Source organism: Eikenella sp. HMSC061C02 (genome assembly GCF_001809035.1).
GTDB classification, from domain to species: Bacteria; Pseudomonadota; Gammaproteobacteria; order Burkholderiales; family Neisseriaceae; genus Eikenella; species Eikenella corrodens.
In genome coordinates this window covers 45,782-70,360 of sequence record NZ_KV795541.1, presented here as the reverse complement: position 1 = coordinate 70,360, position 24,579 = coordinate 45,782, and the positions used below count along the sequence as shown (strand labels likewise).

The following is a 24,579-nucleotide window of genomic DNA, read 5'->3' as shown; positions in this document are numbered from 1 at the left end:
AACGCTGTACTGGTTTAAATTTAATTCACTATATCTGCCCATTTTCAGGTAGCCTTCCCCCTTCCCAGGCTACCTGAAACCACTACGCCCAAATGACCCCTGCCCAACTCCTCCACACTTCCACCCTGCTCGGCCAAGTGCTCGGCTTCGAGCAGCCCGCCGACGCCCTCGTTTCCGCCTATTTCCGCAGCCATAAAAAGCTCGGCCGCCAAGACCGGCACGAAATCGCCGAAACCGTGTTCGCCGCCCTGCGCCATTTGCAGAAAATCCAAAGCGTGCTGCCCGAGCCCGTGCGCCAATCCCGCCGCGCCGCGCTGGCCGCCCTGGTATTGGGGCGCGGCATCAGCATTTCCGCCCTGGCCGATTGCGCCAATGCCGAAGAAACCGAGTTTCTAGGCTACCTGAAAGCCAAAAAAACCGAGTTTGTCGGGCAGTTGAACACCGCCGCCGAACTGCCCGAGTGGCTCATCGCCCAGCTGCATGCCCAAGGCTGGAGCGACGAACACATCCTCGCCTTCGGCCGCAGCACCGCCGCCCCCGCCCCACTCGATTTGCGCGTGAACACCCTCCAAGCCAAACGCGACAAGGTGCTCGCCCAGCTGCAAGATGAAGGCGCCCGCTGCGAAGCCACGCCTTATTCGCCGTGGGGCATCCGCCTGCACGACAAATCCGCCCTCATGCGCCACCCGCTGTTTTTGGAAGGCACCATCGAAGTGCAAGACGAAGGCAGCCAGCTGCTCGCCCGCCTCACTGGCGCGCGGCGCGGCGAAATTATCGTCGATTTCTGCGCCGGCGCAGGTGGCAAAACCCTCGCCCTGGGTGCCGCCATGAACAACAGCGGCCGCCTCTACGCCTTCGACGTAGCCGAAAAACGACTGGCCAAACTCAAGCCGCGCATGGTGCGCGCCGGCCTCACCAACATTAGCCCGCAGCGCATCGGCAGCGAAACCGACCCGCGCCTCGAACGCCTCATCGGCAAAGCCGACCGCGTACTGGTGGACGCACCTTGCTCCGGGTTGGGCACGCTGCGTCGCAACCCCGATTTGAAATACCGCCAATCGCCCGAACGCATCGCCGAATTGGAAAAACAACAGGCTGCCATCCTCGAAGCCGCCGCCCGCCTGGTGCGCCCTGGTGGCCGTTTGGTGTATGCCACCTGTAGCGTGCTCGCAACTGAAAACGAACAGCAGGCCGAGCGCTTCAGCGCTGCCCACCCCGATTGGCAGCTGACAAACGCCGCCGAACTGCTGCCCGACTGCCCGGAGTTATTTTCAGGTAGCCCCTATCTGCAACTCTCCACCGCAGAACACCGCACAGACGGCTTCTTCTCCGCCGTGTGGACGCGCCCGGCATAGTCGGCAAATCGGCTATAGCGCATCCATTTCGCTGCCGCTTCCGGTATCGAAAGCAAATGTAATCCGCTATAATGGCCGCCGTTTTGCACCCGAATTTTTATCCATATTTAATCCATAAAAGGAAACACCATGAGCATCCAAGAAGAAATCAAACAATTCGTAAACAGCAACCGCATCGTGCTGTTTATGAAAGGCACCAAACAATTCCCCCAATGCGGTTTCTCTTCCCGCGCTGTGCAAATCCTGCAAGCCGCCGGCTGCAATGATTTCGTTACGGTAAACGTATTGGAAAACCCAGAAATCCGCCAAGGCATCAAAGAATACGCCAACTGGCCCACCATCCCGCAACTGTATGTAAACGGCGAATTTGTGGGCGGATCCGATATTCTGATGGAAATGTATGAAGCCGGCGAATTGCAAGATTTGCTGAAAACCGAAGCCTGATTTTTAATAAAGAAACTGAGCTGGTTTGGCACATATTCGTGCCAAACCGGCAATTTATTTGTAGCGTAATAAATCGAAATGCCCTTATAATCAGGCCAGAAATAAATTTTAACAACCTCCACAAAGGAAACATCATGGCAGCACGTGAAACTTTAGACCAACTCTTGGAGCAGAAGAAATCCTTGGAAGACCGTATCCAACGCCGTTTGGCTTCCGAGCGTAAGAAGAAAGTCAATCAGATTCTGGCTATCATGCGAGACTTTGAAATCAGCGTTGCCGATATCGAAGCAGGTCTGAAAGAAAAACAAAGCCGCCCGCAATACCGCAATCCGCAAACCGGCGCAGTGTGGGGCGGCGTGGGCAAACGGCCGAAATGGATTGTAGAGGCCCAAAAAAAAGGCATCGACATCAAGAAATTCTTGGTATAACCGTTGCCCATACAATATAGAAGGCTACCTGAAAGTTTTCAGGTAGCCTTTTTCATGTTATGCCTTAATCCGCATTCATATTGATGGTGTCTTTAAATTGTGCGTTGGGCACTTGCACAATCAATGGGTCAACCGGGCCGATGGCTTTGAGATCGCGGTCGGGATAGTCGAGGGAGTGCAGGAAGAAGCGGATACAGTTGAGGCGGGCGCGTTTTTTGTCGTCGGACTTGATGATGGTCCACGGCGCATCCCCAGTGTGGGTGTGGAAGAACATGGTGTTCTTGGCTTCGGTATAGGCGTCCCAACGGTCAAGCGACTCGATGTCCACGGGCGAGAGTTTCCAGTGTTTCAAAGGGTCGTCGCGGCGGGAGATAAAGCGGCGCAGCTGTTCTTCGCGTGATACGGAAAACCAAAATTTAAACAGGTGCATACCGCTGTTTACCAACATACGCTCCAATTCGGGCGCTTGGCGCATGAATTGCAAGTATTCGTGCGGTTCGCAAAAGCCCATTACGCGTTCTACGCCGGCACGGTTGTACCAAGAGCGGTCGAAAAACACCATTTCGCCGGCAGTAGGCAGATGGTTGATGTAGCGCTGGAAATACCATTGGCCGCGCTCGCGGTCGCTGGGCTTCTCCAAGGCCACCACGCGGGCGCCGCGTGGATTGAGGTGTTCCATATAGCGTTTGATGGTACCGCCTTTACCGGCGGCATCGCGGCCTTCAAATATGGCGGCAATGCGGCTGCCGCTCTCTTTCACCCAGCTTTGTACTTTGAGCAGCTCAATTTGCAGCTTTTTCTTTTCTTTTTCGTACACATTGCGGCTGATGCGGGTGCGGTAAGGATAGCTTTCGGGCAGCGGTGCAACGGATGAATCTTCACTACTGCGGTTACCACTGTATTGCAGCACTTGTTCTTCAAATACTTGCAGGCGGTCTTTGCGCTCCGCCAGATCAATTTCTTCAAATGGTTTGAGTTGATGATCAGTCATGGTGTGCCCCTTATGGCGTGTTAGAAAATCAAATTTATCCTTTTAACTATTAAGGCTATTTTACATTAGGGCAGGCTACCTGAAAAGTGAATTTTCCCTTTATCATTCATGCTAATCTAATTATTTCAAACAGGCATAAAGTGTGGTGGGAAACTATATGGTTAGGGGAGTAAACATTGTATTATTTCTATTGGAACGACTATATGGTTGAAGCGTTTATTTTCTCACGCAAGGAGAGTTAGCACGATATAAGAAAATAAGTGTTTAGCTACCCCCTCCAAGAACAAAACAGCCCGAATCTTGCAGATTCGGGCTGTTGTCATTTTTGCTATATCTTAGGATTTGACGGCACCATTGATTTTCCGATTAATCAGCCACTGCTGTCCCATACTCAAGAGGTTGTTCACCACATAGTAAAGTACTAGGCCGGCAGGGAAGAAGAAGAACATCACAGAGAAGGCCAGCGGCATGATTTTCATCATTTTAGCCTGCATCGGGTCACTCGGCGGCGGGCTGAGTTTGGTTTGGATATACATTGTCAGCGCCATCAAAATCGGCAGGATGTAGAGCGGGTCGGGCCGGGCCAAGTCAGCCACCCAGCCCCACGAAGCCTGGCGCAGCTCAACCGAGGCGAGCAGCACCCAATACAAGCCGATAAATACGGGGAACTGCAACAGCATGGGCAGACAGCCGCCCAGTGGGTTGATTTTCTCGTCTTTATACATCTTCATCATGGCCTGTTGTAGCGCCATACGATCATCGCCGTGCTGTTTTTTCAGCATTTCCAGCTTAGGCGCAACGGCACGCATTTTGGCCATGGAGCGGTAAGAGGCGTTAGTAAGCGGCAGCAGCAGGGTTTTGACGATGATGGTCAGCAAAACGATGGACCAGCCCCAGTTGCCGATGAGACTGTGCAGCCAATTGAGCAGGCCGAACAGCGGCGCGGCCACCACATGGGTACGGCCATAGTCTTTCACCAGCTCCAAGCGGTCAGCCACTTTGCTGATCACGGCGTATTCCTGCGGGCCGGCATACAATTCGGCAGGCACGCTCAGTTTCTGGCCAGCAGCAATCGCGGGCAGCGGTACGCGCACGCCGGCGGAGTAAAGGTTGTCGCTGCGGCGTTTGATATCGAGCAGGCAGTTGCCGTTTTGGCAGATGCTGTTGCCATCTTTGGGCTGTAACACCCACACGGTGGTGAAGTAGTGTTGAGTGAAGCCAACCCAGCCGCTGGTAGCAGTGCGCTGGTAGTCGGCGCGATCACGTTTGCTCTCGAAATCGTCGTCCAAGTCTTTAAACGGCACTTTTTGGAAGTTGCCATCGGGCGTATAGGCCACTGGACCAACGTAGGTTTGGTTGAAATAGCCGCTGCCCTCGGGCGTGCTGCTGTCGCGCAATACTCGGTACACGCCATCCAGCTTCAACGGAGCATCAGTATGGTTGGCGATGTCGAAGCGTACATCGATGAGGTAGCTACCTTTGCGGAAGGTGTACACTTTGTCCACCTGAACGCCGTTGGTTTCCGGCGCGCTCAGTCGTACTTCCAGTGTATCGCCGTTGAGGGTGTAGCTGTTTTGCGGGGCTTTGAAGCTGCTGTCTTGTAGCAGGTAGTTGCCTTTTTGGTCGATCAACAGCGATTGCACCAAATATTTGTGCTCGTTGTTGTCGGAGAGCAAAGTGAAGGTTTTGCTGGCATCGCCGGCAGAGTTATGTTTGAGCAAATCCAACCCGCGCAAATCGCCACTGTTTTCGTCGATCACGGCTTTGAGCGTATCGGTGCTTACGGTAATCGGTTTGGTGGGCGGCAAATCGCTCCCAGCAACGGGGGCGGCAGCTTGCTGTTCCGTCTGCACAGCGGCCTGCTCAGGCTGCTGCGGCTGGGGGTTGAAATAATTCCAAACCATCAGGGTCAGGATGGCGATAATGGCGAAAACCGCCGTCCGCTTCAATTCGTTGTTGGATTCCATAATCGGGTTCCGTTTGAAAACAGGAGAAAACGGCAGTCTGCATTCCAATGCAGGCTACCTGAAAATTCTGCCGCCATGCTGCATAGATGCAGCAGGCAGACTTAAGGCACAGGGTCGTAGCCGCTGCCGCCCCACGGATGGCAACGGCCGATGCGCTTGGCTGCAAGCCAGCCGCCTTTAAGCGCCCCGTACTTGCGCACCGCCTCGATGGCGTATTGCGAACAGGTGGGCTGATAACGGCAGCGCGGCGGCAGCATCGGGCTGATTGCGTATTGGTAAAACCGGATCAGCCCCAGCAGGATTTTGGCTAGCATAGTTTTTTCGGCACAATCTGTTCCAACTGCGCCAACACCTGCTGCCGTCCAGCCTTACCAAACGGGCGGCGCACGCGAACCACCAAATCGCTGCTGTCCAAACGGTGCCGATTAAGGCGGAACCATTCGCGCAGCGTGCGTTTCATATAGTTGCGGCGGTTGGCACAGCGGGCGGTTTTCTTGGCCACCACCAAACCTAGCCGGGGATGCCCCAGCCCGTTTGGCTTGTGCCACAGTTGGATATCCGGCCGCGATTTCAGCCGGCGTAAAGCAAAAACGGATGAGAAATCATCCGTTTTCAGTAAGCGGTATGGTTTGCCGAAACAGTGATCCACTGTTATACGGCCAAACGTTTACGGCCTTTGGCGCGACGAGCAGCCAACACGGCACGGCCGCCGCGTGTTTTGGAGCGAACCAAGAAGCCATGGGTGCGTTTGCGGCGGATAACGGAGGGTTGATAAGTGCGTTTCATGATGTTTCCCGTGGAAATAATCTAAAATCAGAAAGCGGCGTATTACACCTGATTTTGCTGAAATTGTCAAACTATTCGTGCTGCATGCCGCTTTTCCTCCCGCCTTGGTTCGCCTCCTGAATTTTGGGTATAATCAACCGTTCGCACCTGCTCGGATACGGCGGTGCACCACGCACCCTTCGCCGATTCCCCCCTGTATTTCTTTCAGAACCGCCACCATGACGCTCGACCAATTCTGGCCACAATGCCTGCATCATTTGCGCCACACTCTACCTGCCAAACAGTATCAAAGCTGGATTGAGCCTTTGAGCGTGGGCGAAGGTGCGAGCGGAGAATGGGTGGTGTATGCGCCTAGCCGCTTTGTGTTGAACATGTTGCGCACCCGCTATGCTACCGAAATCAGCAAATTGCTGGCAGAAAGGCTACCTGAAAACACTCCGACACTGCGGTTCGAACAAGGCAAAGGCAAACACTATGCACCAGCTGACAAGCCGGCACCGGTGCGTACCGCCAAAGCTGCTGCACCAGTTGAACAAACCGGCAAACCAGCTGCCACGCAACATGTCGACAAACGCAGTGCCTTAGAAATCGTGCAATCCCGTTTGGAAAGTTTGGGCATCAATCCACAAGCCGAACCAAGCGGGCAATCCACTCCGGCCAAACCGGCAGCCAAACCTGCCCAAGCCAAATCTACCGCTAAACGCGAAGAACGCCAGCAGCAGCGCTATGCGCAAACCAATTTGTCGCCGGAATACACTTTCGACACCTTGGTAGAAGGCAAAGGCAACCGCTTGGCTGTGGCCGCTGCCCGTTCTATTGCCGAAAACCCGGGCAAAAACTACAACCCCTTCTTTTTATACGGCAGCACCGGCCTGGGCAAAACCCATCTAGCGCAGGCCGTGGGCAATGAGTTGTTGCGCCTCAAACCCGAAGCCAAGGTTTACTATATGCATGCCGAAGACTTTGTGCGCGGTATGATTCAGGCCTTCCGCAACCACGCCCACGACGCCTTCCGCCAGCAATACAAGCCCTACGATTTCCTCATTATCGACGACATCCAGTTCATCAAAGGCAAAGACCGCAGCATGGAAGAGTTTTTCCACCTGTATAACCATTGCCACCACCATAAAAAACAGATTATCCTTACCTGCGACGTGCTGCCCACCAAAATCGATGACATGGACGACCGCCTGAAATCCCGTTTTTCATGGGGTTTGACGCTGGAGTTGGAGCCGCCGGAATTGGAAATGCGGGTGGAGATTTTGCAGAAAAAAGCCGATTCCGTGGGTGTGGAATTAAAAGAAGAAGCCGCCTTTTTCATCGCCACCCACATCCGTTCCAACGTGCGCGAGCTGGAAGGCGCGTTTAAACGGGTGGAAGCGCGCAGCCGCTTCGAACACAAACCGATTGATGTGGAGCTGGCCACCGAAGCCCTGCAAGATATTGTGGCCGGCAACTTCAAACCGATTAACCTGCCGTTGATTATGGATGCGGTGGCCAAATATTACGGCATCCGCACTGCCGACCTTATTGGCAAAAAACGCGCGCAAAGCATCGTCCGCCCACGTCATCTGGCCATCAAACTTGCCCGTGAGCTGACCACCCACAGCTACGAAGACATCGGCAAAGCCTTCGGTGGGCGCGACCACAGCACGGTGCTCAATTCCGTGAAAAAGGCCGATGAATTGCGGCAGGAAGATGCCGAGATTGCCCAAGATTACGAAAAGCTATTGATTATAATCAAAAATTAAACCTAAGGAATCTGTATGTTGATTTTAGAAGCCGAGCGCGATACCCTGCTCAAACCGCTGCAAGCCGTTACCGGTATTGTGGAGCGCAAGCACACCTTGCCGATTCTCTCCAACGTGCTGATTGAGCGCACCGGCGGGCAAACCAATATCTTGGCCACCGACTTGGAAATCCAAATCCACACCCATGGCCCGCACACCGATGCCGAAGACTTCCGCATCACCACCAATGCCAAAAAACTGCAAGACATCCTGCGCGCCCTGCCTGAAGGCGCAATTGTGGCGCTGGATTGGGCGCAAAACCGCCTCACCCTCAAGGCCGGCAAATCCCGCTTCGCCCTGCAAACCCTGCCGGCCGAAGATTTCCCGCTGATGAGCATCGGCGAAGAAGTGGTTTCTGCCTTCACCCTGCCGCAAGAAACCTTCCGCAATATGCTCTCGCAGGTGCAATACGCCATGGCCGTGCAAGATATTCGCTACTATCTCAACGGCTTGCTGATGCAGGTGGAAGGCAGCAATCTGCGCTTGGTGGCCACGGACGGTCACCGCCTGGCCTACTCCGCCGCCGTGATTGATGCCGACTTGCCCAAAGCCGAAGTGATCCTGCCGCGTAAAACCGTGCTCGAGCTGTTCAAACTGCTCAACCGCCCGGAAGAACCCGTTACCGTGGAGCTCTTGAACAATCAAGTGCGCTTCCGCTGCAACGACACCGTGGTGGTGAGCAAAGTAGTGGACGGCAAATTCCCCGATTTCAACCGCGTGATTCCACAGGATAACGACAAAATCTTCCTGCTCGGCCGCCAGCCGTTCTTGGGTGCACTGGAACGCGCTGCCATTTTGGCCAACGAAAAATTCCGCGGCGTGCGCCTCCAGCTGCGCCCCGGCCTGCTGAGCGTGTTGTGTAGCAACAGCGAGCAGGAAGAAGCGCGTGAAGAGCTGGAAATCGCCTATCAGGGCGCCGAGCTGGAAGTTGGCTTCAACATCAATTATCTGATGGACGTATTGCGCAACGTACACGCCGAAGACATCCAACTGGCCTTCGGCGATGCCAACCGCTCCACCCTGTTTACCATTCCCGACAACGCCGATTTCAAATACATCGTGATGCCGATGCGCATCTAAGGCTGTATCGCCATACGCCAACAGGCTACCTGAAAATGACAAAGTAAAAGTTTTCAGGTAGCCTGAAAAATATGTGGCAGACAAGCATACTTGCGCTATAAACTTTGTCCTTTACAGTTTCAGGTAGCCTTTTGCCGCCGCACGTCTAATTCTAAGGAACCACCATGTCTTCACGGCATTCCCGTATCCGCGCCCTCGCTCTCGCCACCCTACTGCTGCCGTTGGCGGCCCAAGCCGCGCCTGCACCGCGCAAACCCGGTTCGCAAATCCCGCTTACCCACCGCCAAATCATCGATCGCGCCAACAATCTGATGACGGCCTTCTCCTCCGAGATTGCCCTCCAGCAAGGCAAAGGCAGTGACGCCCTCGCTGCCTATATGCGCCTGTTCCGTCGCACCAACGACCCGGCCGTGGCCGAGCGCGCCGTAGACATCGCCCTGGCCACCGATGTCCGCCTGGCCGAGCAAGTGCTTGAACACTGGCAGGCAGTTGAGCCCAAACCTTCCATCGAGCAAAAACGTATGCGCTGGGTTGTGGCTACGGCCAAAGGCGATATCGCCACGGTGCGTGCCGGCCTGCCCGAAATCCTCGCCCAAACCGACCGCCAGCGTATGCGCACCGTCTTCCTGCGCATGTCCCAGCTCGCCCTCTACCACCCTGAAGCTGCCGATGTGCAAACCGCCCGCCTCGTGCACCAAGCCGCCGGCCGCTTCCCCGGCCTGGCCGAAGCCGCCATTACTGATGCCATTTATTCCGCCCACGCCAACCGCACGGCTGATGCCAACGCCGCCCTGCGCCGCCTCTCCCGCCTCGACAGCGACATCCGCCCCATCACCAGCATCACCCTGCGCCTGATTGCCCAGCGCCAACCCGAAGTGCTCGAATACTTCTTCCGCCATGCCGATAGCCGCCACCTTTCCCCCATGTGGCAAAACCTGCAAGTAGAAACCCTCATCGCCGCCAAACGCGAAGAAGAAGCCTACCGCCTACTGCAAAATATGCTGGCCAAAACCCCAGATGCCGACCTCTACATCCAAGCCGGCATCCTCTCCGTGCGCCGCAAAGAGCCCGTGGCCACCACCGTAAACTACTTCGATAAAGCCTACCTGCACGGCACCCAACAGCAGAAAAGTCGCGCCTCCCTGCTCGCCGCCATGCGCCTGATTGAAGACAACAACATAGCCGAAAGCCGCAACTGGCTCAACCGCGCCAGCGCCCCCGAAGCCCAGTTCGACAAACACATCCTAGAAGCGCGCATTGCCGAGACCGAGAAAAACTGGCCGGCGGCCGAAGATGCCCTGCTGCGTGCCGAATCCATCGTATCGGCCGGCCGCAGCAATGCCATCTTCAATGCCGACGACCTCCTCGTTGCCCACCTGCGCATCGCCCGCGAGCAGCCGCCTGCCGAAGCCCTCAACAGCATCCGTAGCCTCTATCGCCGCTACAGCGACAATTCAGCCCCGCCCGCCATGATCGCCATCATCCTCGAGCAGCGCGCCATCCTGTATGCCGACCGCCTGCAACAGCCCGAGAAAGCCGTAGCCGACCTCAAACAGGCACAAGAACTCGTGCCCAAAAACCCCGACATCCTCAATTCCCTCGGCTACACCATGCTTTCCCTGCCCAACCCCGACCTGGCCCAGGCACGCCGCTATATTGAACAAGCCCTGCAACGCCGCCCCAATTCGCCTGAAATTCAAGACAGCATGGGCTGGGTGTTGTTCAAACAAGGCCAACCTCAAGCCGCCCTACCGTATTTGCAGCGCGCCCACGCCAAACTGCCCGAAGCCGATATAGCCGCCCACCTCGGCGAAGTGCTGTGGACACTCGGCCGCAAAAACGAAGCCATCGTTATCTGGCAAGCCGCCCAGCGCAAAGGCGGCGACAAACCCATATTGCAGGAAACCCTGCAACGCCTCAACGTAACCCTCCCGTCCTCCGGTGGAAAAGCCGGTAGCGAAAGCAACAGCAGCCAATAAACCAAAGGCTACCTGAAAACAGGTTCTCCCGTTTTCAGGTAGCCTTTGGCGTGTATTGAAATAGATATTCCATGTTGTGCTGCCGCCAATCCTGCCCACCACTACCCACTCACTCCGTGAAAGCCCATGATCCGACACTGCCTCCTCCCAATCTCCGCCGCCCTCCTGCTCGCCGCCTGCACCAGCCTTGGCACGCAAATGTCTGCCGAAAGCTGGCGCGACGATGCTGCCACTCCCGAGTTTGAAGCCTCCGGCCGCATGGGCGTGAAGGAAAACGAACGCGGCAGCTATGCCAATTTCGATTGGCTGCGCACTGCCGCCGTGCAGCTGTTTGAAGTGAAAACCCCGCTGGGCAACAGTGTGGGCCGATTGTGCCAAGACAGCGGCGGAGTGCAGGCGGTGGCGTCCGACGGCCAGGTTTACCGCGCCGCCACCACCACCGAACTAAGCCGCCAGCTGCTCGGTTACGACCTGCCCGTGGTCTATATCGACCGCTGGGCCAACGGCCTGCGCGTGCCCGGCGAGCCCTACAGCGTGCTGCCCGACGGCCGTTTGCAGCAAATGGGCTGGAAAATCCAACGCAATTTGGGCGAAGACGGCCAAGTGCGCATGCTGCTGCTGGAACGCACCGGCCTGAGCCTGCGCCTAGTGTTCGACCGCTTCGGCCAGCCAGAACAGCACCCCGGCAGCTGCGCGGATCATGCCGGACAGGCCGTATGATGCAGCCGCACCCCGCCGCCCGAGCCTTCCCCGCCCCGGCCAAGCTCAATCTCGACCTGCGCATCATCGGCCGTCGTGCCGACGGCTACCACCTGCTCGAAAGCATTTTCTGCCTGATTGATTTGTGCGATACGGTGTGGCTGCTGCCACGCGAAGACGGGCAAATCATCCTGCACAATCCCGCCGGCGGTATTCCGCCCGAACAAGATTTGAGCCACCGCGCCGCCCGCCTGCTGCAACAGTTTTCAGGTAGCCCCAACGGCGTGGAAATCTGGCTGGACAAACATATCCCCAGCGGCGGTGGGCTGGGCGGCGGCAGCTCGGATGCCGCTACCGTGCTGTTTGCCCTCAACCATTTGTGGCACACCGCCGTGCCGCCCGAAACGCTGCGGGCACTCGGCCTGAAGCTGGGTGCGGATGTGCCGTTTTTCCTGTTCGGCCAAAGCGCTTTTGTGCAAGGCATCGGCGAAATCCTGAGCCCGCTGGCCGTGCCGGAACAGTGGTATGTGGTGGTGCGCCCCGATGCGCATGTGGCCACGCCGAAAATCTTCACCCACCCTAATCTCACCCGCAACAGCCCGCCCTGCGCGCAACCCAGTTTCACGCAACTGCAACCTTTCCGCAACGATATGCAGGCCGTGGTGCTGGCTGAATATCCGCCCGTAGCCGCCGCCTTCCGCCTGTTGCAAGATTACGGCACGCCACAGCTGACCGGCTCCGGCGCCTGCCTGTTTATCGCTTGCACCACACAAGGTGAAGCCGAGTATATCTATAGCAGACTACCTGAAAATCTGGCTGCCTGGTGCGTACCCGGTTTGGATCGGCATCCCTTGCAAGCCATCTTGGGAAATAACAAAAATATCAGGCACGCTTGACAACGTGCCGAAAAAAACGCATAATTCTCTCCTTTCCTGAATCGCCTGCCGCAACAGCAGGTTTATACTGGGGATTCGCCAAGTTGGTTAAGGCATCGGATTCTGAATCCGACATACGTAGGTTCGAATCCTACATCCCCAGCCAGATTCGTAAACAATATAATTGGGGATTCGCCAAGCTGGTTAAGGCACCGGATTTTGATTCCGGCATGCGTAGGTTCGAATCCTACATCCCCAGCCACCTTACAAAAGCATGTACCTATACATGCTTTTATTTTTGTTGCCGCATTCATTGTGCAGCAACAGGCTACCTGAAAACGAGCATAGCGAGTTTCGCCAAAACAAAATCAGCATGGAAACTAGAGCGACGGGAATTTTCTTGCTATAGAAACGCGTTTATTCAATTTTGATTGCTCGATTAGGAGCTGGGGCAAACCAAACACAGGTATTTGTTGCCTAACCCTAATATCAAGCCGACAAAATTGGTGGATATTCCACACAAACAGCACTTTGGTTTTGCCCGCGCTCGGCGTATAATCTGCCGTTTGCAAGCCAGTCAAACCCAAATGCAAGGGAGCGGCAATGTTTCCCACAGTCGGCGGCGAGACCGCAAACAACACAGGTAATGAAGAAATGGCATATGAAAGTTTAATGGTATTCGCCGGCAACGCCAGTGTCGGCTTGGCTGAGAACGTGGTCAAACACCTTGGCATTTCCTTGGGGCGCGCCTCCGTAGGCAAATTTTCCGACGGCGAAATCGCCGTGGAGCTCTTGGAAAACGTGCGCGGCCGCGACGTGTTTATTTTGCAGTCCACCTGCGCCCCCACCAATGATAACCTGATGGAATTGCTTACTGTGGCCGACGCGCTTAAACGCGCTTCCGCCGGCCGCATTACCGCAGCTATCCCCTATTTCGGCTATGCCCGCCAAGACCGCCGCCCGCGTTCCGTGCGCGTGCCGATTTCCGCCAAGCTGGTGGCCAATATGCTCGCCACCGCCGGCATTGACCGCGTGCTGACCGTGGATTTGCATGCCGACCAAATCCAAGGCTTTTTCGATATTCCGGTGGACAACATCTATGCCACCCCGATTTTGGTGCACGATATCCTTCAACAGCGCATCGAAAACCTCACTGTAGTCAGCCCCGACATCGGCGGTGTGGTGCGTGCTCGTGCCGTGGCCAAGGTGCTGAACACCGACTTGGCGATTATCGACAAACGCCGCCCCAAAGCCAACGTGGCCGAAGTGATGAACATCATCGGCGATGTCCAAGGCCGTACTTGTCTGATTGTGGACGACATGATTGACACCGCCAACACCCTGTGCAAAGCCGCTTCTGCTCTGAAAGAGCGCGGTGCGGAACGCGTATTGGCCTATGCCACCCACCCCGTGTTCTCCGGCGAAGCCGTGAACCGCATTGCATCGTCTGATATCGACCAAGTGGTGATCACCGACACCATCGCCCTGTCTGATGCCGCCCGCAACTGCGACCGTATCCGCCAAGTTACGATTGCCGGTTTACTGGCTGAAACCATGCGCCGCATCAGCAACGAAGAATCTGTCTCATACCTCTTCAACGAGGATGTGGCATCCCCGGGAGCATTGTTCCTCCCGTAATCCCCGCCGTCAGGGTTGGTCGCAGCCCGGCAGACGGTTTTTTTAACTTAAATGGAGTTTTACCATGTCTTTCAAAATTGAAGCCCAAGTGCGCGAAGAGCAAGGTACTGGTGCGAGCCGCCGCCTGCGCCGCGAAGGCCGTGTGCCTGCCGTAGTTTACGGCGCCGGCTCTGACGCCACTGCTGTTTCCGTTGACCACAAAACCGTATTCTTCGCCCTGCAGAAAGAAGAGTTCCACACCGCCATCATCAAACTGGCGCTGAAAGGCAAAGAGCACGACGTGATTGTGCGCGACTTCCAGATGCACCCTGTTCGCCGCGAAGTGCGCCATATCGACTTCCAAATCGTAGAAGCCGGCAAACCGATCAAAATCCGCCTGCCGCTGCACGTGGTTAATGCCGAGAAATCTCAGGCTGTTAAGCTGCAAAACAGCCGCGTGGCTCTGCTGAGCACCAGCGTGGAAGTGCTGCTGGATCCGAAACACATCCCGTCTGAACTGGTTTTGGATTGCGAAAAAGTTGTGGCCGGCGACGTATTGCACCTGTCCGACATCCAATATCCGGAAGGCGTGGAAAGCACCTCCCTGCGCCGTGGCGCCAACTTGGCCGTAGCCACTGTAACCGCCGCAGGCAAATAAGCCGAACGGCTTTGATGACAAACCCCGCTGCAAAGCGGGGTTTTGTTTGGCCAGTATTTATGGCTGCGTAAAGGCTACCTGAAACTCCAGCTTCACAGAAACTCTGCGGTGCTTTGCTTTCAGGTAGCCTTTACTTCAACCGGATTGCCGAACCGTTTTATTTGGTCAGGATTTCCGCTTCTTTGTCGCCATATACCGGGCGCAGGGTTTTTTCGTAGGCGGCGTGCAGGCGGCCGTCTTGTTTGATGGCGGCGATTTCTTGGTTCACCCAGTTGAGCAGAGATTGGTCGCCTTTGCGCACGGCGGGGGCGATGTGCTCGGCCGGGCCGATGTTGCCGATGACCACTTCAAAGTTGGGGTTTTCTTTGGCCCATGCCCACAGCAGCGCGTTGTCGTGCGCCAATGCCACGCCGCGGCCGTCTTTCAGCGCGTCGAAGGTTTCGGTGTTTTGGTCGAATTTCAACAGGTTGATGTTGGGATGATTTTTGGTGAAGTAGGCATCGGCGGTGGTGCCTTTGTTCACCAGCAGGGTTTTGCCTTCCAGTTGGGAAAGGTCGGTGATCGGCGCGCCTTTGGGGGAAACCACGCCCAAGGCCACGTTCATATAGGGGCTGGCGAAATCCACCACTTCGGCGCGTTCGGGCGTTTGGGTGAAGTTGGCGAGGATTAAATCCACTTTGCCGGAGCGCACGTATTCCACGCGGTTGGCGGCTTCGGTGAGCACGAATTCCACTTTGTCGGGGCTGCCGAGTAGGTCATTGGCCAGATATTTGGCGATTTCCACATCAAAGCCTTGGCTTTTGCCGTTGGCGTCCACATAGCCGAAGGGGGGCTTGTCGCCGAACACGCCGATGCGGATTACGCCGCGCTCTTTGATTTTGGCCAGTGCGTCATCGCTGGCGGCGCCGGAAGCGGCGGAGGCGTTGGCTGCGTTGCTGCCGGAAGCAGGTTGGTCGCTGCTGCCCTGCGAGCCGCCACCACCACAGGCGGCCAGGCCGAAGCCGAGCACAACGGTGGCCAATAGGGTTTTGAAAGATTGGTGTAACTGCATGATGTTTCCTTTTCTGTTAGAGGTAGGGTGAAACCGCCGTACAGGCTACCTGAAAATACGGCAGTGGTTTTAAAACGGGTTAAATCGAATAGTCCATGCCGCTGAGGAACTGCTGGGCGCGGCCGCTTTCCGGTTTGGTGAAGAATTTGTCGGACGTGCTCTCTTCGATGATGTGGCCTTGATCCATAAAGATAATCCGGTCGGCCACCTTGGCGGCGAATTCCATTTCGTGGGTAACGATGAGCATGCTCATGCCTTCGCGCGCCAGCTCCAGCACCACATCCAACACCTCGCGCACCATTTCCGGGTCGAGCGCGGCGGTGATTTCATCCAGCAGGATCACTTCCGGGTTCATACACAGTGCGCGCACGATGGCGATGCGCTGTTTCTGCCCGCCGGAAAGCTCGCGCGGGAAGGCGGTTTTGCGGTTGAGCAAGCCCACACGGGCCAGCAACTTGTCGGCCTGTGCCTCCACTTCTTCGCGGCGGCGCCCTTGCGCCTTCAGCGGGCCGAGCAGGATGTTGTCGATCACATTCATGTGGGCAAACAATTCATAGCTCTGAAACACCATGCCCACTTTCTGGCGGGCGGTTTCCCACGGCACGTCTTTGCCGAATTCGCCCACACCTTCCATTTCGATGCTGCCGCCCTGGTGCGGCTCCAAGCCGTTGATACAGCGCAGCAGGGAGCTTTTGCCGCTGCCCGACGGGCCCAAAATCACCACCACCTCGCCCTTCTCCAGGCTCAAATCCAAATCCTGCAGCACCACGGTATCGCCGTAGCCCTTGCGCAGGTGGCGCACATTCAGCAAAGCCATATCAGCTCTCCCATTTCTTTTCCAAATAGCCCGCCAGCAGCGACAGCGGCCAGCAGCACAAGAAATAAAGTATGAAAATCAGGCCGTACACCCAAAACGAAGCGTTCGGCATGGTGAGCAGCGAATTCTCGATAATCTGCTGCCCCACCTTCATCACTTCCACCACGCCGATCAAGGCGGCCAGCGAGCTGGTTTTCACCATACGCGTGAATAAGTTAATCGCCCCCGGCAGCGCCCGCTGCACACTCTGCGGCAGCTCGATATACCAAAACACCTGCCGCCGGTTCAGCCCCAGCGCCTTGGCTGATTCCACCTGATGCTTTTCAATCGATTCCAGCGCGCCGCGCACCAAATCGCCCATCTCGCCGGTGCCCCAAACCACAAACACCCAAATGCACACCCACACGCCGCTCAAATGGATGTCGGTCCAAGCCGAAAGCCCGAAATACAACACAAACAGCCACACCAGAATCGGCACAATCCGCACCATTTCCAAATATAGCGCGCACACAAAGCGCACCAGCGGATGGCGCACCCGCATCAGCAGCCCGAACAGCGTGCCCAACACGCAGGAAAGCGCCACCGAAATCAAGGAAATCTTCGCCGTGAGCCACAAGCCCTGCGCCAAACGCACCGCATTCTGGCCGGCAAACAGCCATTCAAGCACCATATTTCGCCTCCCGCAGCCTTCTTTCCGCCCAACGTGCCAGCAGCGACACCGGCAGCAGAATAATCAGGTAGCTGATAAACAACAGCAGCAGCGCTTCATTGGTTTTATAGTCCATACCGATGATGTCTTTGGTAACAAACATCAATTCCGCCACCGCCACCGCGCTCACCACCGAAGTTTCCTTAATCAAAAACAGCACATTCGCCCCAACCGCCGGCACCGACACCGCCCAAGCCTGCGGCAGTACCACAAAACGGAACACCTGCCAGCGCGACAAACCAATCGCCTTAGCCGCCTCCACTTGCCCCTTGGGCACCGAAAGCAAACCCGCCCGCAGCGCCTCCGACATATAGCTCGCGCCCAAAAACACCAGCGCCAGGATGCCGCAGGTAAAGCCGTCCCACTTAATGCCCACCTTCGGCAGGCCGTAATACAGGAAAAACAGCTGGATCAGCAAAGGCGTATTGCGCGAAAGCTCGATATACGCCCGAGCCGGCCAATACAGCGGCCGCACGCGATAGGCCGTCACCACCGCCACCGCCAGCCCCAGCAGGAGCGACAGCGCAATGCTGTAGGCCGACAGCTTCAACGTAATCAGCGCGGCATCGGCAAACTTCGGCGCCACCCGCCAAAAATAAGACCAGTTCATAATCAGGCAAAATTGAAAACAGGCGGCCATTATAGAAACCGCCGCGCAGCTTGAGAAAGAAGCATTGGCAATATGCTTAGAGGGAAAAGGCATAAGGCAAAAGAGGCTACCTGAAAGCGCAACCACCTTGCTTTTCTTAGCTCTCGAAGAGAAGAATATAAGGCTTCCGAAGGAAGCCGATTTCCCACACTGTCAAAAGGCAGTGCCAGCTTGTATGTGACAAGACAAAAAATGAAGAATTAATGATGAAAGGCTACCTGAAAACCCGCTAAACACTGTTGCTAAAAGTGGGCGCCAACAAATACAAAATATCAATGAGGCAATGCCAACCCACTGCGCATACGCACCGTTAGTTGTCATTGCCTCACTGACTTCCTGTTCCCGTTTTCAGGTAGCCTTTTAAATGCTTAAGGCTATCTGAAAACTAATCATCCGAACTACTATGTCGCTGTTTTTTAATTTCTATTTCTGCCAAAACCCCTCGTCATGAAACTTTTCCGGCAGCCCAATATTTTTGACTTGGTGTTTTGCTTGCAGCCGATGCAGGGCAGATATGTCGTTCAGGCTGCGGGCATAGCTGATGTCGATTGTTTCCAAGGCGGTGAGGTTTTCGATGCCGTTTAATGTACACACGGAGGGGCGCACCAGCAATAAATCTTTCAGCCGCGCCAGGTTTTGGAATTCAGTTAAGTCTTTGCCTTTGTAAGACCATAGGTATAAACGCTCCAAGCGGGTACATTGCCCGATATTTCGGATTTTTTTGTTGTAGTCCATCCTTAAATCTTTGAGCGCTGGCAGTTGGGAGAGGTCGATGTCGATTGGCTGTCCGATAACCAGGGTTTCCAATTGCTCGAAGCGGTATAGGGCATCCGTATTGATGAATTCTGGCGATTCAAGATCGTGTTCGATTTGGAGATGCGGCAGTTCGGGATAGGCGGCCAAATCGGCAAAATCCACCACGGCGTGTTTCGGCGCGGGTGTCGGATTGATGGCAACCGTCGGCCGGCTCAAAATCCGAATGCCGCAACGGTAACGCTTGGCCTGCCGCATGGCGGTGCGGATAAATGCGGGCTGGACTTCGATGAGGTTGATGTTTTTATTGTAGAAATACGTTTCCATGGATGTGTTCTGATGCGGGGGAGTAGGCATGTTGGCAAGCGTGGGTTCAGGTAGCCTGGGAGAGGTTTGAGGCCGTCTGAAAACGGGATGCGGCTGTGCCAATGGCGGGCTTCAACCCGCTTTGCTTCATTCATGTTGCAGCTTCGTAGCAAACCATGTTTTCAGGTAGCCTTTCAGACGGCCTCAAGGCTGCCTGAAACTTATCTGCCTAAAATCGTGTCCAAAGCCTCGCGGTTGGTGGGGCTGAATACGTTGAGTGCGCCGGAGAGGAGCAGCGTGCCGGGAGAGGGGTCTTCGCGGTCGGAGGGCGGGGTGCGGCAGGTGAGGGTGCAGTCGAACACGCCCATATTGGTGGCGTTGTCTTGCCAGGACAGGTTGATTTGCACATCGAGCACGATGCCGACGGGGATTTCAGGTAGCCCGAAGGTGAGCTTGCGGGTGCCGAGCAGGAAGCCGAGCTGCACGGGGCGGCCGGCGTCCAGCGCGTGCGCGCCCGCCCATGCGCCCACGCCTTGCGCCATGATTTCCATGCCGAGCCAGCCGGGCAGGGCGTTTGCGCCGTCGGGGAGCAGGATGCAGTCGGGCCGGATGGTGCAGACGGCGTGCAGGTTGTTGTCGTCGTAGGATAAAACTTCATCCAGCAGCACCATGCGGCCGCTGTGCGGCAGGAGGGCGGCGGGTTGTTTAATCGGGCATTGGGGCATGTTCTTCTCCAATGATGAGGACGCTGTTGTTGCCGCCGAAGGCAAACGACGAACTCGCGCCGATGCGCCGACCTTGCGGCCACCGGCTGCCTGAAACGGTGAGCGCGATTGAGGGCAGTTCGGGGTCGGCTTGGCCGTCCCACAGTTGGGGCGGCAGGCTGCCTTCGGGGTTGTCGCGGCGGCTGGCAATGCCCCATACGAAGGCTGCTTCGAGCGCGCCGGCTGCGCCGAGGGTGTGGCCGGTGAGCGGTTTGGTGGAGGTGGTGGCGGTTTGGCTGCCGAACACTTCGGCCACGGCGCGGCTTTCCATACCGTCGTTGAGCAGCGTGCCGGTGCCGTGCAGGTTGATCCAGCCGATGCTTTCGGGCGGCAAGCCCGCGTGGTTTAAGGCTACCTGAAAAGCCTGCGCCGCGCCGAGGCCGTCGGGGCGGGGGGAAGACATATGGTGCGCGTCGCTGCTCGCGCCGTAGCCCAAAAGCGGCAGGGCGTCGCCGTCGTCTTCGCGGGTCATCACGAATACGGCGGCGGCTTCGCCGATGTTGATGCCGTTGCGGTTGCGCGAAAACGGGTTGGCAATGCCGTCGGACAGCACTTCCAGCGAGGCGAAACCGTTGATGGTGAGCGGCGAGAGCGTGTCCACGCCGCCGCACAACACCGCGTCGCACACGCCCAGCCGCAGCAGCCGCGCCGCGCTGATGAGCGCCCGCGCGCCGGACGTGCAGGCGGTGGACACGCCGTAACACGCGCCCCGCAGGCCGTACGCCGCCGCGGCAAAATCGGCGGGCGAGGAAAGCAGTTGCGCCTGCTGTTTGAACGGAATGTCCGCCCAGCCGCCGCCGTTTGCAACGTGTTGGAACAGCAGGATATTTTCGTCCGCACCGCCCACCGATGTACCGATTACCACGCCGATTCTGTCTGCGCCGTAGCGGCTGAGGGTTGCCTGAATCTGCGGCTCGATTTGCGCCAAAGCGTCCCACAGCAATTGATTGTTGCGGCTGCAGTGTTCGGCGGACAGATGGTTGGGAAACGGGCGCAGCGGGCGGTTTACCGCGCCGAAAGCACGGTTTTTGCCCTTCACCCATTCGCTGGAAAACGTGAGCGGGCTGTTTTCAGACGGCCTCAACAGGCCACCCAAATGCTCCGCCAAACCGCTGCCCAAAGCCGACACCAAACCCGGCCGGCCGAGGTATGCCCGTGCCTTATTCATCACTCTCTCCCAAAGGCGTCAGCCGCCATTTCGCCCCGCCGCCCTCCAACTCGCGCGGCCGGCCGTCTGAAAAACCGTTTTCCAACAGCGGGAACATCGCCGTGAACACCGCCTGCGCGGCATGGTTCGGCGGCACGAAGCCGTCGCGCCGCCAGCCGCCTGGCGTGGCCAGCAAACGCGCCAGCGGCGCACCGAACGCATCGGTTTGAATCCAGCGCGACTGCCCGCCCGCCTCGCCCTGCACCACCAGCAGCGACACCTGCTCCGCCGCACCGGTTTCATCCAGCCGCTCCAGCTTGAAACGGCGGCTCTCACCCGCCGCCAAATGCGGCAAATCCTGCGGCGCGAAAGTGGCACCACAGGCGGCAAGCAGCAGCGCGGCAACGATGGGGATAAGGGGCTTGGGGAAGGTCATTTCAGGCAGCCTTTGCGGAATGGGAACGGGATGGGATTATAGACGAAGCAGGGCGGGAGTGGCGGCTGCAGTCTGCCTACAGCTTACCGCCTTGCATCTAACTAGCTGCATTCGCTACAAATACTCGATTTATGGCGTTTCAGGTAGCCTTTAAACGGGAAGCATGAGGAGCAAAGGCTACCTGAAAACTTTAAAACACACAGATAGCCTATCAGCATGGCAACGCCCATCGATCACGCAAAAAAGCTGCCGGGATACCGGCAGCTTGTGCATTGCAATCAGGCAAAGTAATTAATACATGCCTTCGCGCTCTTCGCGGGTGGAAATATAAATGTTTTTCACCTGGGTGTAGGCTTCGAGCATCATTTTGTGGGTTTCGCGGCCGATGCCGGAAGTTTTGTAGCCGCCGAAGGGGGCACCGGCAGGCAGGCGGTTGTAGCAGTTCACCCACACGCGGCCGGTTTCCAGGGCGCGGGATACGCGCAGGGCGCGGTTGATGTCGCGCGTCCACACGCCGCCGCCGAGGCCGTATTCGCTGTCGTTGGCCAGCTGGATAACTTCTTCTTCGGTTTTGAATTTAATCACGGTAGCCACCGGGCCGAAGATTTCTTCTTGGGCGATGCGGCTGTTGTTGCTGTCGGCAGCAATCAGGGTGGGCTCAACAAATTCGCCTTTGCCCAATGCGCCTTCCACTTTTTTACCGCCGGTAATGATGCGGCAGCCTTCTTGTTCGCCGATTTGCACATACTTCAGAATGGTGTTGAGCTGACCGGCGTTCACTTGTGCGCCCATCTGGGTGTCGTCTTCCCAAGGCAGGCCGACTTTCACTTTCTTGAATTCTTCAGACAGGGCGGCTACGAATTTGTCGTAGATGCCTTCCTGCACGAAAATGCGCGAACCGGCACAGCATACTTGGCCTTGGTTGAACAAAATACCTTTTTGTGCGCCTTCCAAGGCTTTGTCGAAAGGCATGTCGTCGAAGAAGATATTGGCAGATTTGCCGCCCAATTCCAGAGTGGAAGGAATCAGCAGCTCGGCAGCAGCGATGCCCACGCGGCGACCCACTTCGGTAGAGCCGGTGAAGGCAAGCTTGTTGAAGCCTTTGTGGTGTAGCATGTATTCGCCGGATTTGCTGCCTTTACCGGTAATCACGTTGAGCACGCCTTTGGGCAGCAGGTGGTTCACTTTTTGGGCAAAGGAGAGCAGGCTCAGAGAGGTGCTGGAAGAGGGGTGGATAACGATGGTGCAGCCAGCGGCCAGCGCAGGAGCAATTTTCCAAGCGGCCATGAGGAAGGGGAAGTTCCACGGAATGATTTGGCCAACCACGCCAATGGGCTCGCGCAATACGAGGGAGAGATCTTCTTCGTCCAGTTGGTTGGCGCTGCCTTCTTCGCCGCGAATCACGCTGGCGAAATAGCGGAAGTGGTCGGAGGCCAACGGAATGTCGGCAGCACGGGTTTCGCGGATGGGTTTGCCGTTGTCGAGCGTTTCCTGCAGGGCGAAGAGTTCGGCATTTTCATCAATCACATCGGCAATTTTATTCAGAAGGGCGGCGCGCTCGGCAGCGGTGGTTTTGCGCCAGGTTTTAAATGCAGCCTGTGCAGCGGCCACAGCGGCATCCACGTCGGCGTCGGTGGCGTCGGTGAATTTAGCCAAGAGCTCGCCGTTGGCGGGGTTGTGCGATTCCAGCAGATTGCCGGGCTTTGTCCACTCGCCGTTGATGAGCAGACCGTATTCGCGGTCGAAAACGTTCAGATTTTTAGCCATTTCGTTGGTTCTCCTAAAATTGTGCGGGGCTGGCGGCCCACTCCCAATAACATAAACAGCATTCGATTGATGCTGTGGGTGCAGCATATTCTTTTTTGCCAACTCTTTCAAGGATGCGTATTACCAAACCGGGCTTGTTTACAGATTAAAGGCTACCTGAAAACGAAGCTTCAACGCAGTTAACATACCGCGCAGGCGGCTTCGCAGCGCCGCTATTTCCATAGGGCTTGCACACTCTGCTGTTTAGGATGAAAATGACAATATAACAATGAATAATCAGCCTGCCGCCACAGCCGCGGACGGGCAAAACACATCAGGCCGGAACCGGTTTTTTGTTGCCGCAGAAGCGGAGGAGGATAAGCAATGCAAACGATTAAAAAAATTGATGCCGCAGCCCTACGCGCGTTTACCGAAGCTGCCTTCAAGGCATACGGCTTCATGCCGGAAGAAGCGGCGCAGATTACCGATGTGCTGATGGCTGCCGACCTCTGTGGCGTGGACACGCACGGCTCGCAGCGGCTGGAAATGTACCGCCAGCACATCAACGGCGGCTTCGTGCGCATCGGCGCCCGGCCGGAAACCGTTTTTGAAACGCCCGTGTCGGCCGTGGTGGACGGCCATGCCGCGATGGGGCAGCTCGTTGCCCGCTACGCCATGCAGATTGCCATCGACAAGGCCAAACAAAGCGGCATCGGCATGGTGTCGGTGCGCAATTCCAACCACTACGGCATCGCCGCCTACTACAGCAGCATGGCCGCCAGCCAAGGCCTGGTGGGCATCTCCATGACCAACTCCTTCCCCATCGTGGTGCCCACCTACGGCCGCACCCCGATGATGGGCACCAACCCCATCGCCGTGGCCATTCCCGCCAGCCCGACCGATTTCAGCCTCGATGCCGCCACTTCCGTGGTTGCCTTCGGCAAACCCGAGGTATACCTCAAAAAAGGCTTAACCGCCCCGCTGGGATGGGCGATTAACAGCCAGGGCGTAGACGAAACCGACCCGCAGATTATCGTGGAATGCGTGCGCCAAGGCTTGGGCGGCGGCATGTATCCCTTGGGCGGCAGCAGCGAACTGTTTGGCAGCCACAAAGGCTACGGTTATGCCGTGTTGGTGGAATTCTTCTCCGCCTGCCTGTCGCAAGGCACCACCTCCAACCACACCATGAAAAACGGCCATGCCGGCATTTGCCACTATTTTGCCGCCTTCAATCCGGAAATCTTCGGTGATGCCCAAGCCATCCGCAGCCATTTCAGCGCCTACCTGCAAGAGCTGCGAGAATCGGCGAAAGCCGCCGGCCAAGAGCGGATTTACATCCACGGCGAAAAAGAAGCCGAATGCTGCCGCGAACGCAAACAAAGCGGCATCCCCATCCTGCCCAAAACGCTGGACGAAATGCGTCGCTTGGCCGAGGAACTCGGTCTGCCGTTTGAGTGGTAGGGCTTGAATACGGCCGTAATAAAGGCTACCTGAAAATGTATAGTGGATTAAATTTAAATCAGGACAAGGCG

General features: G+C 56.7%; 25 protein-coding genes and 2 tRNA genes. 13 read left to right on the top strand and 14 right to left on the bottom strand.

Annotated elements, in window-relative coordinates; translation table 11 throughout:
• Positions 1-92: 92 nt before the first annotated feature.
• The 3 genes from HMPREF2541_RS04795 to HMPREF2541_RS04785 all read left to right on the top strand — a co-directional run bounded on the left by HMPREF2541_RS04795 (position 93) and on the right by HMPREF2541_RS04785 (position 2,227).
• Positions 93-1,355: an RsmB/NOP family class I SAM-dependent RNA methyltransferase gene (locus tag HMPREF2541_RS04795; protein WP_070541983.1), complete on the top strand. Its 1,263-nt coding sequence runs from the start codon at positions 93-95 to the stop codon at positions 1,353-1,355.
• A gap of 129 nt (positions 1,356-1,484) precedes the next feature.
• The gene (gene grxD / locus HMPREF2541_RS04790; RefSeq protein ID WP_070541980.1) at positions 1,485-1,799 is read left to right on the top strand and encodes a Grx4 family monothiol glutaredoxin; all 315 of its coding nucleotides are present in this window, start codon (positions 1,485-1,487) and stop codon (positions 1,797-1,799) included.
• Positions 1,800-1,933: 134 nt separating this feature from the next.
• Entirely contained in the window at positions 1,934-2,227 is a 294-nt protein-coding gene (locus HMPREF2541_RS04785; protein ID WP_070541977.1) for an H-NS histone family protein, read from the top strand.
• Between the two features lie 64 nt (positions 2,228-2,291).
• On the opposite strand, the gene ppk2 is transcribed toward HMPREF2541_RS04785, so the two are convergent.
• From ppk2 to rpmH, 5 genes are all read right to left on the bottom strand, one after another.
• A complete protein-coding gene (gene ppk2, locus HMPREF2541_RS04780; protein ID WP_049258000.1) occupies positions 2,292-3,218 on the bottom strand; it encodes a polyphosphate kinase 2 in 927 nt (308 codons plus the stop codon).
• 335 nt (positions 3,219-3,553) lie between these two features.
• Positions 3,554-5,185, bottom strand: a complete 1,632-nt coding sequence (yidC, locus tag HMPREF2541_RS04775) for a membrane protein insertase YidC (RefSeq protein WP_003824634.1) — start codon at positions 5,183-5,185, stop codon at positions 3,554-3,556.
• A gap of 101 nt (positions 5,186-5,286) precedes the next feature.
• Entirely contained in the window at positions 5,287-5,499 is a 213-nt protein-coding gene (gene yidD, locus HMPREF2541_RS04770; protein ID WP_003824632.1) for a membrane protein insertion efficiency factor YidD, read from the bottom strand.
• On the bottom strand, positions 5,493-5,834 hold the full coding sequence (rnpA, locus tag HMPREF2541_RS04765; protein ID WP_070541974.1) for a ribonuclease P protein component: 342 nt from the start codon (positions 5,832-5,834) through the stop codon (positions 5,493-5,495). The genes yidD and rnpA overlap by 7 nt, the downstream gene beginning before the upstream one ends.
• Before the next feature lie 2 nt (positions 5,835-5,836).
• The gene (rpmH, locus tag HMPREF2541_RS04760; RefSeq protein ID WP_003824630.1) at positions 5,837-5,971 is read right to left on the bottom strand and encodes a 50S ribosomal protein L34; all 135 of its coding nucleotides are present in this window, start codon (positions 5,969-5,971) and stop codon (positions 5,837-5,839) included.
• 218 nt (positions 5,972-6,189) lie between these two features.
• On the opposite strand from rpmH, the gene dnaA reads away from it, so the two are divergent.
• The 9 genes from dnaA to HMPREF2541_RS04715 all read left to right on the top strand — a co-directional run bounded on the left by dnaA (position 6,190) and on the right by HMPREF2541_RS04715 (position 14,669).
• A complete protein-coding gene (gene dnaA, locus HMPREF2541_RS04755; protein WP_003824629.1) occupies positions 6,190-7,722 on the top strand; it encodes a chromosomal replication initiator protein DnaA in 1,533 nt (510 codons plus the stop codon).
• A 15-nt stretch (positions 7,723-7,737) separates the two neighbouring features.
• Complete coding sequence (gene dnaN / locus HMPREF2541_RS04750; RefSeq protein WP_023887570.1) at positions 7,738-8,841, top strand: DNA polymerase III subunit beta; 1,104 nt, start codon at positions 7,738-7,740, stop codon at positions 8,839-8,841.
• A 164-nt stretch (positions 8,842-9,005) separates the two neighbouring features.
• The gene (locus HMPREF2541_RS11900) at positions 9,006-10,820 is read left to right on the top strand and encodes a tetratricopeptide repeat protein (RefSeq protein WP_070541971.1); all 1,815 of its coding nucleotides are present in this window, start codon (positions 9,006-9,008) and stop codon (positions 10,818-10,820) included.
• A gap of 126 nt (positions 10,821-10,946) precedes the next feature.
• Positions 10,947-11,540 (top strand): outer membrane lipoprotein LolB, encoded by a 594-nt coding sequence (locus HMPREF2541_RS04740; RefSeq protein WP_049258003.1) that lies wholly within the window; start codon positions 10,947-10,949, stop codon positions 11,538-11,540.
• Positions 11,537-12,415: a 4-(cytidine 5'-diphospho)-2-C-methyl-D-erythritol kinase gene (gene ispE, locus HMPREF2541_RS04735; protein WP_003824622.1), complete on the top strand. Its 879-nt coding sequence runs from the start codon at positions 11,537-11,539 to the stop codon at positions 12,413-12,415. The genes HMPREF2541_RS04740 and ispE overlap by 4 nt, the downstream gene beginning before the upstream one ends.
• A gap of 68 nt (positions 12,416-12,483) precedes the next feature.
• Positions 12,484-12,560 (top strand) — tRNA-Gln (locus tag HMPREF2541_RS04730).
• Positions 12,561-12,579: 19 nt separating this feature from the next.
• Positions 12,580-12,656, top strand: a tRNA-Gln gene (locus tag HMPREF2541_RS04725).
• A 392-nt stretch (positions 12,657-13,048) separates the two neighbouring features.
• Complete coding sequence (locus HMPREF2541_RS04720) at positions 13,049-14,032, top strand: ribose-phosphate pyrophosphokinase (RefSeq protein ID WP_088383512.1); 984 nt, start codon at positions 13,049-13,051, stop codon at positions 14,030-14,032.
• A 64-nt stretch (positions 14,033-14,096) separates the two neighbouring features.
• Positions 14,097-14,669: a 50S ribosomal protein L25/general stress protein Ctc gene (locus HMPREF2541_RS04715; protein WP_070541968.1), complete on the top strand. Its 573-nt coding sequence runs from the start codon at positions 14,097-14,099 to the stop codon at positions 14,667-14,669.
• A gap of 157 nt (positions 14,670-14,826) precedes the next feature.
• Here HMPREF2541_RS04715 and HMPREF2541_RS04710 read toward each other — a convergent pair whose 3' ends face one another.
• From HMPREF2541_RS04710 to HMPREF2541_RS04670, 9 genes are all read right to left on the bottom strand, one after another.
• Positions 14,827-15,720: a cysteine ABC transporter substrate-binding protein gene (locus tag HMPREF2541_RS04710; RefSeq protein ID WP_049258004.1), complete on the bottom strand. Its 894-nt coding sequence runs from the start codon at positions 15,718-15,720 to the stop codon at positions 14,827-14,829.
• Between the two features lie 79 nt (positions 15,721-15,799).
• A complete protein-coding gene (locus tag HMPREF2541_RS04705) occupies positions 15,800-16,537 on the bottom strand; it encodes an amino acid ABC transporter ATP-binding protein (protein WP_070541966.1) in 738 nt (245 codons plus the stop codon).
• Position 16,538: 1 nt separating this feature from the next.
• A complete protein-coding gene (locus tag HMPREF2541_RS04700; protein ID WP_070541963.1) occupies positions 16,539-17,207 on the bottom strand; it encodes an amino acid ABC transporter permease in 669 nt (222 codons plus the stop codon).
• Positions 17,197-17,856: an amino acid ABC transporter permease gene (locus HMPREF2541_RS04695; protein WP_049258031.1), complete on the bottom strand. Its 660-nt coding sequence runs from the start codon at positions 17,854-17,856 to the stop codon at positions 17,197-17,199. Before HMPREF2541_RS04695 ends, HMPREF2541_RS04700 begins: the two co-directional genes overlap by 11 nt.
• Before the next feature lie 462 nt (positions 17,857-18,318).
• On the bottom strand, positions 18,319-18,975 hold the full coding sequence (locus HMPREF2541_RS04690; RefSeq protein WP_049258006.1) for a leucine-rich repeat domain-containing protein: 657 nt from the start codon (positions 18,973-18,975) through the stop codon (positions 18,319-18,321).
• Positions 18,976-19,175: 200 nt separating this feature from the next.
• Complete coding sequence (locus tag HMPREF2541_RS04685; RefSeq protein ID WP_049258007.1) at positions 19,176-19,679, bottom strand: hotdog family protein; 504 nt, start codon at positions 19,677-19,679, stop codon at positions 19,176-19,178.
• Complete coding sequence (locus HMPREF2541_RS04680; protein WP_049248910.1) at positions 19,660-20,886, bottom strand: beta-ketoacyl-ACP synthase; 1,227 nt, start codon at positions 20,884-20,886, stop codon at positions 19,660-19,662. Before HMPREF2541_RS04680 ends, HMPREF2541_RS04685 begins: the two co-directional genes overlap by 20 nt.
• Complete coding sequence (locus HMPREF2541_RS04675) at positions 20,879-21,301, bottom strand: hypothetical protein (protein WP_049248911.1); 423 nt, start codon at positions 21,299-21,301, stop codon at positions 20,879-20,881. The genes HMPREF2541_RS04680 and HMPREF2541_RS04675 overlap by 8 nt, the downstream gene beginning before the upstream one ends.
• 291 nt (positions 21,302-21,592) lie before the next feature.
• The gene (locus HMPREF2541_RS04670; RefSeq protein WP_023887557.1) at positions 21,593-23,068 is read right to left on the bottom strand and encodes an aldehyde dehydrogenase family protein; all 1,476 of its coding nucleotides are present in this window, start codon (positions 23,066-23,068) and stop codon (positions 21,593-21,595) included.
• 363 nt (positions 23,069-23,431) lie between these two features.
• Here HMPREF2541_RS04670 and HMPREF2541_RS04665 point away from each other — a divergent pair, with 363 nt between their 5' ends.
• Entirely contained in the window at positions 23,432-24,508 is a 1,077-nt protein-coding gene (locus HMPREF2541_RS04665; protein ID WP_049258008.1) for an Ldh family oxidoreductase, read from the top strand.
• Positions 24,509-24,579: the final 71 nt, after the last annotated feature.

Coding starts and splice junctions, on each gene's coding strand:
- HMPREF2541_RS04795 (WP_070541983.1), top strand. CDS start 93: ATGACCCCTGCCCAACTCCTCCACACTTCCACCCTGCTCGGCCAAGTG.
- grxD (WP_070541980.1), top strand. CDS start 1,485: ATGAGCATCCAAGAAGAAATCAAACAATTCGTAAACAGCAACCGCATC.
- HMPREF2541_RS04785 (WP_070541977.1), top strand. CDS start 1,934: ATGGCAGCACGTGAAACTTTAGACCAACTCTTGGAGCAGAAGAAATCC.
- ppk2 (WP_049258000.1), bottom strand. CDS start 3,218: ATGACTGATCATCAACTCAAACCATTTGAAGAAATTGATCTGGCGGAG.
- yidC (WP_003824634.1), bottom strand. CDS start 5,185: ATGGAATCCAACAACGAATTGAAGCGGACGGCGGTTTTCGCCATTATC.
- yidD (WP_003824632.1), bottom strand. CDS start 5,499: ATGCTAGCCAAAATCCTGCTGGGGCTGATCCGGTTTTACCAATACGCA.
- rpmH (WP_003824630.1), bottom strand. CDS start 5,971: ATGAAACGCACTTATCAACCCTCCGTTATCCGCCGCAAACGCACCCAT.
- dnaA (WP_003824629.1), top strand. CDS start 6,190: ATGACGCTCGACCAATTCTGGCCACAATGCCTGCATCATTTGCGCCAC.
- dnaN (WP_023887570.1), top strand. CDS start 7,738: ATGTTGATTTTAGAAGCCGAGCGCGATACCCTGCTCAAACCGCTGCAA.
- HMPREF2541_RS11900 (WP_070541971.1), top strand. CDS start 9,006: ATGTCTTCACGGCATTCCCGTATCCGCGCCCTCGCTCTCGCCACCCTA.
- HMPREF2541_RS04740 (WP_049258003.1), top strand. CDS start 10,947: ATGATCCGACACTGCCTCCTCCCAATCTCCGCCGCCCTCCTGCTCGCC.
- ispE (WP_003824622.1), top strand. CDS start 11,537: ATGATGCAGCCGCACCCCGCCGCCCGAGCCTTCCCCGCCCCGGCCAAG.
- HMPREF2541_RS04720 (WP_088383512.1), top strand. CDS start 13,049: ATGGCATATGAAAGTTTAATGGTATTCGCCGGCAACGCCAGTGTCGGC.
- HMPREF2541_RS04715 (WP_070541968.1), top strand. CDS start 14,097: ATGTCTTTCAAAATTGAAGCCCAAGTGCGCGAAGAGCAAGGTACTGGT.
- HMPREF2541_RS04710 (WP_049258004.1), bottom strand. CDS start 15,720: ATGCAGTTACACCAATCTTTCAAAACCCTATTGGCCACCGTTGTGCTC.
- HMPREF2541_RS04705 (WP_070541966.1), bottom strand. CDS start 16,537: ATGGCTTTGCTGAATGTGCGCCACCTGCGCAAGGGCTACGGCGATACC.
- HMPREF2541_RS04700 (WP_070541963.1), bottom strand. CDS start 17,207: ATGGTGCTTGAATGGCTGTTTGCCGGCCAGAATGCGGTGCGTTTGGCG.
- HMPREF2541_RS04695 (WP_049258031.1), bottom strand. CDS start 17,856: ATGAACTGGTCTTATTTTTGGCGGGTGGCGCCGAAGTTTGCCGATGCC.
- HMPREF2541_RS04690 (WP_049258006.1), bottom strand. CDS start 18,975: ATGGAAACGTATTTCTACAATAAAAACATCAACCTCATCGAAGTCCAG.
- HMPREF2541_RS04685 (WP_049258007.1), bottom strand. CDS start 19,679: ATGCCCCAATGCCCGATTAAACAACCCGCCGCCCTCCTGCCGCACAGC.
- HMPREF2541_RS04680 (WP_049248910.1), bottom strand. CDS start 20,886: ATGAATAAGGCACGGGCATACCTCGGCCGGCCGGGTTTGGTGTCGGCT.
- HMPREF2541_RS04675 (WP_049248911.1), bottom strand. CDS start 21,301: ATGACCTTCCCCAAGCCCCTTATCCCCATCGTTGCCGCGCTGCTGCTT.
- HMPREF2541_RS04670 (WP_023887557.1), bottom strand. CDS start 23,068: ATGGCTAAAAATCTGAACGTTTTCGACCGCGAATACGGTCTGCTCATC.
- HMPREF2541_RS04665 (WP_049258008.1), top strand. CDS start 23,432: ATGCAAACGATTAAAAAAATTGATGCCGCAGCCCTACGCGCGTTTACC.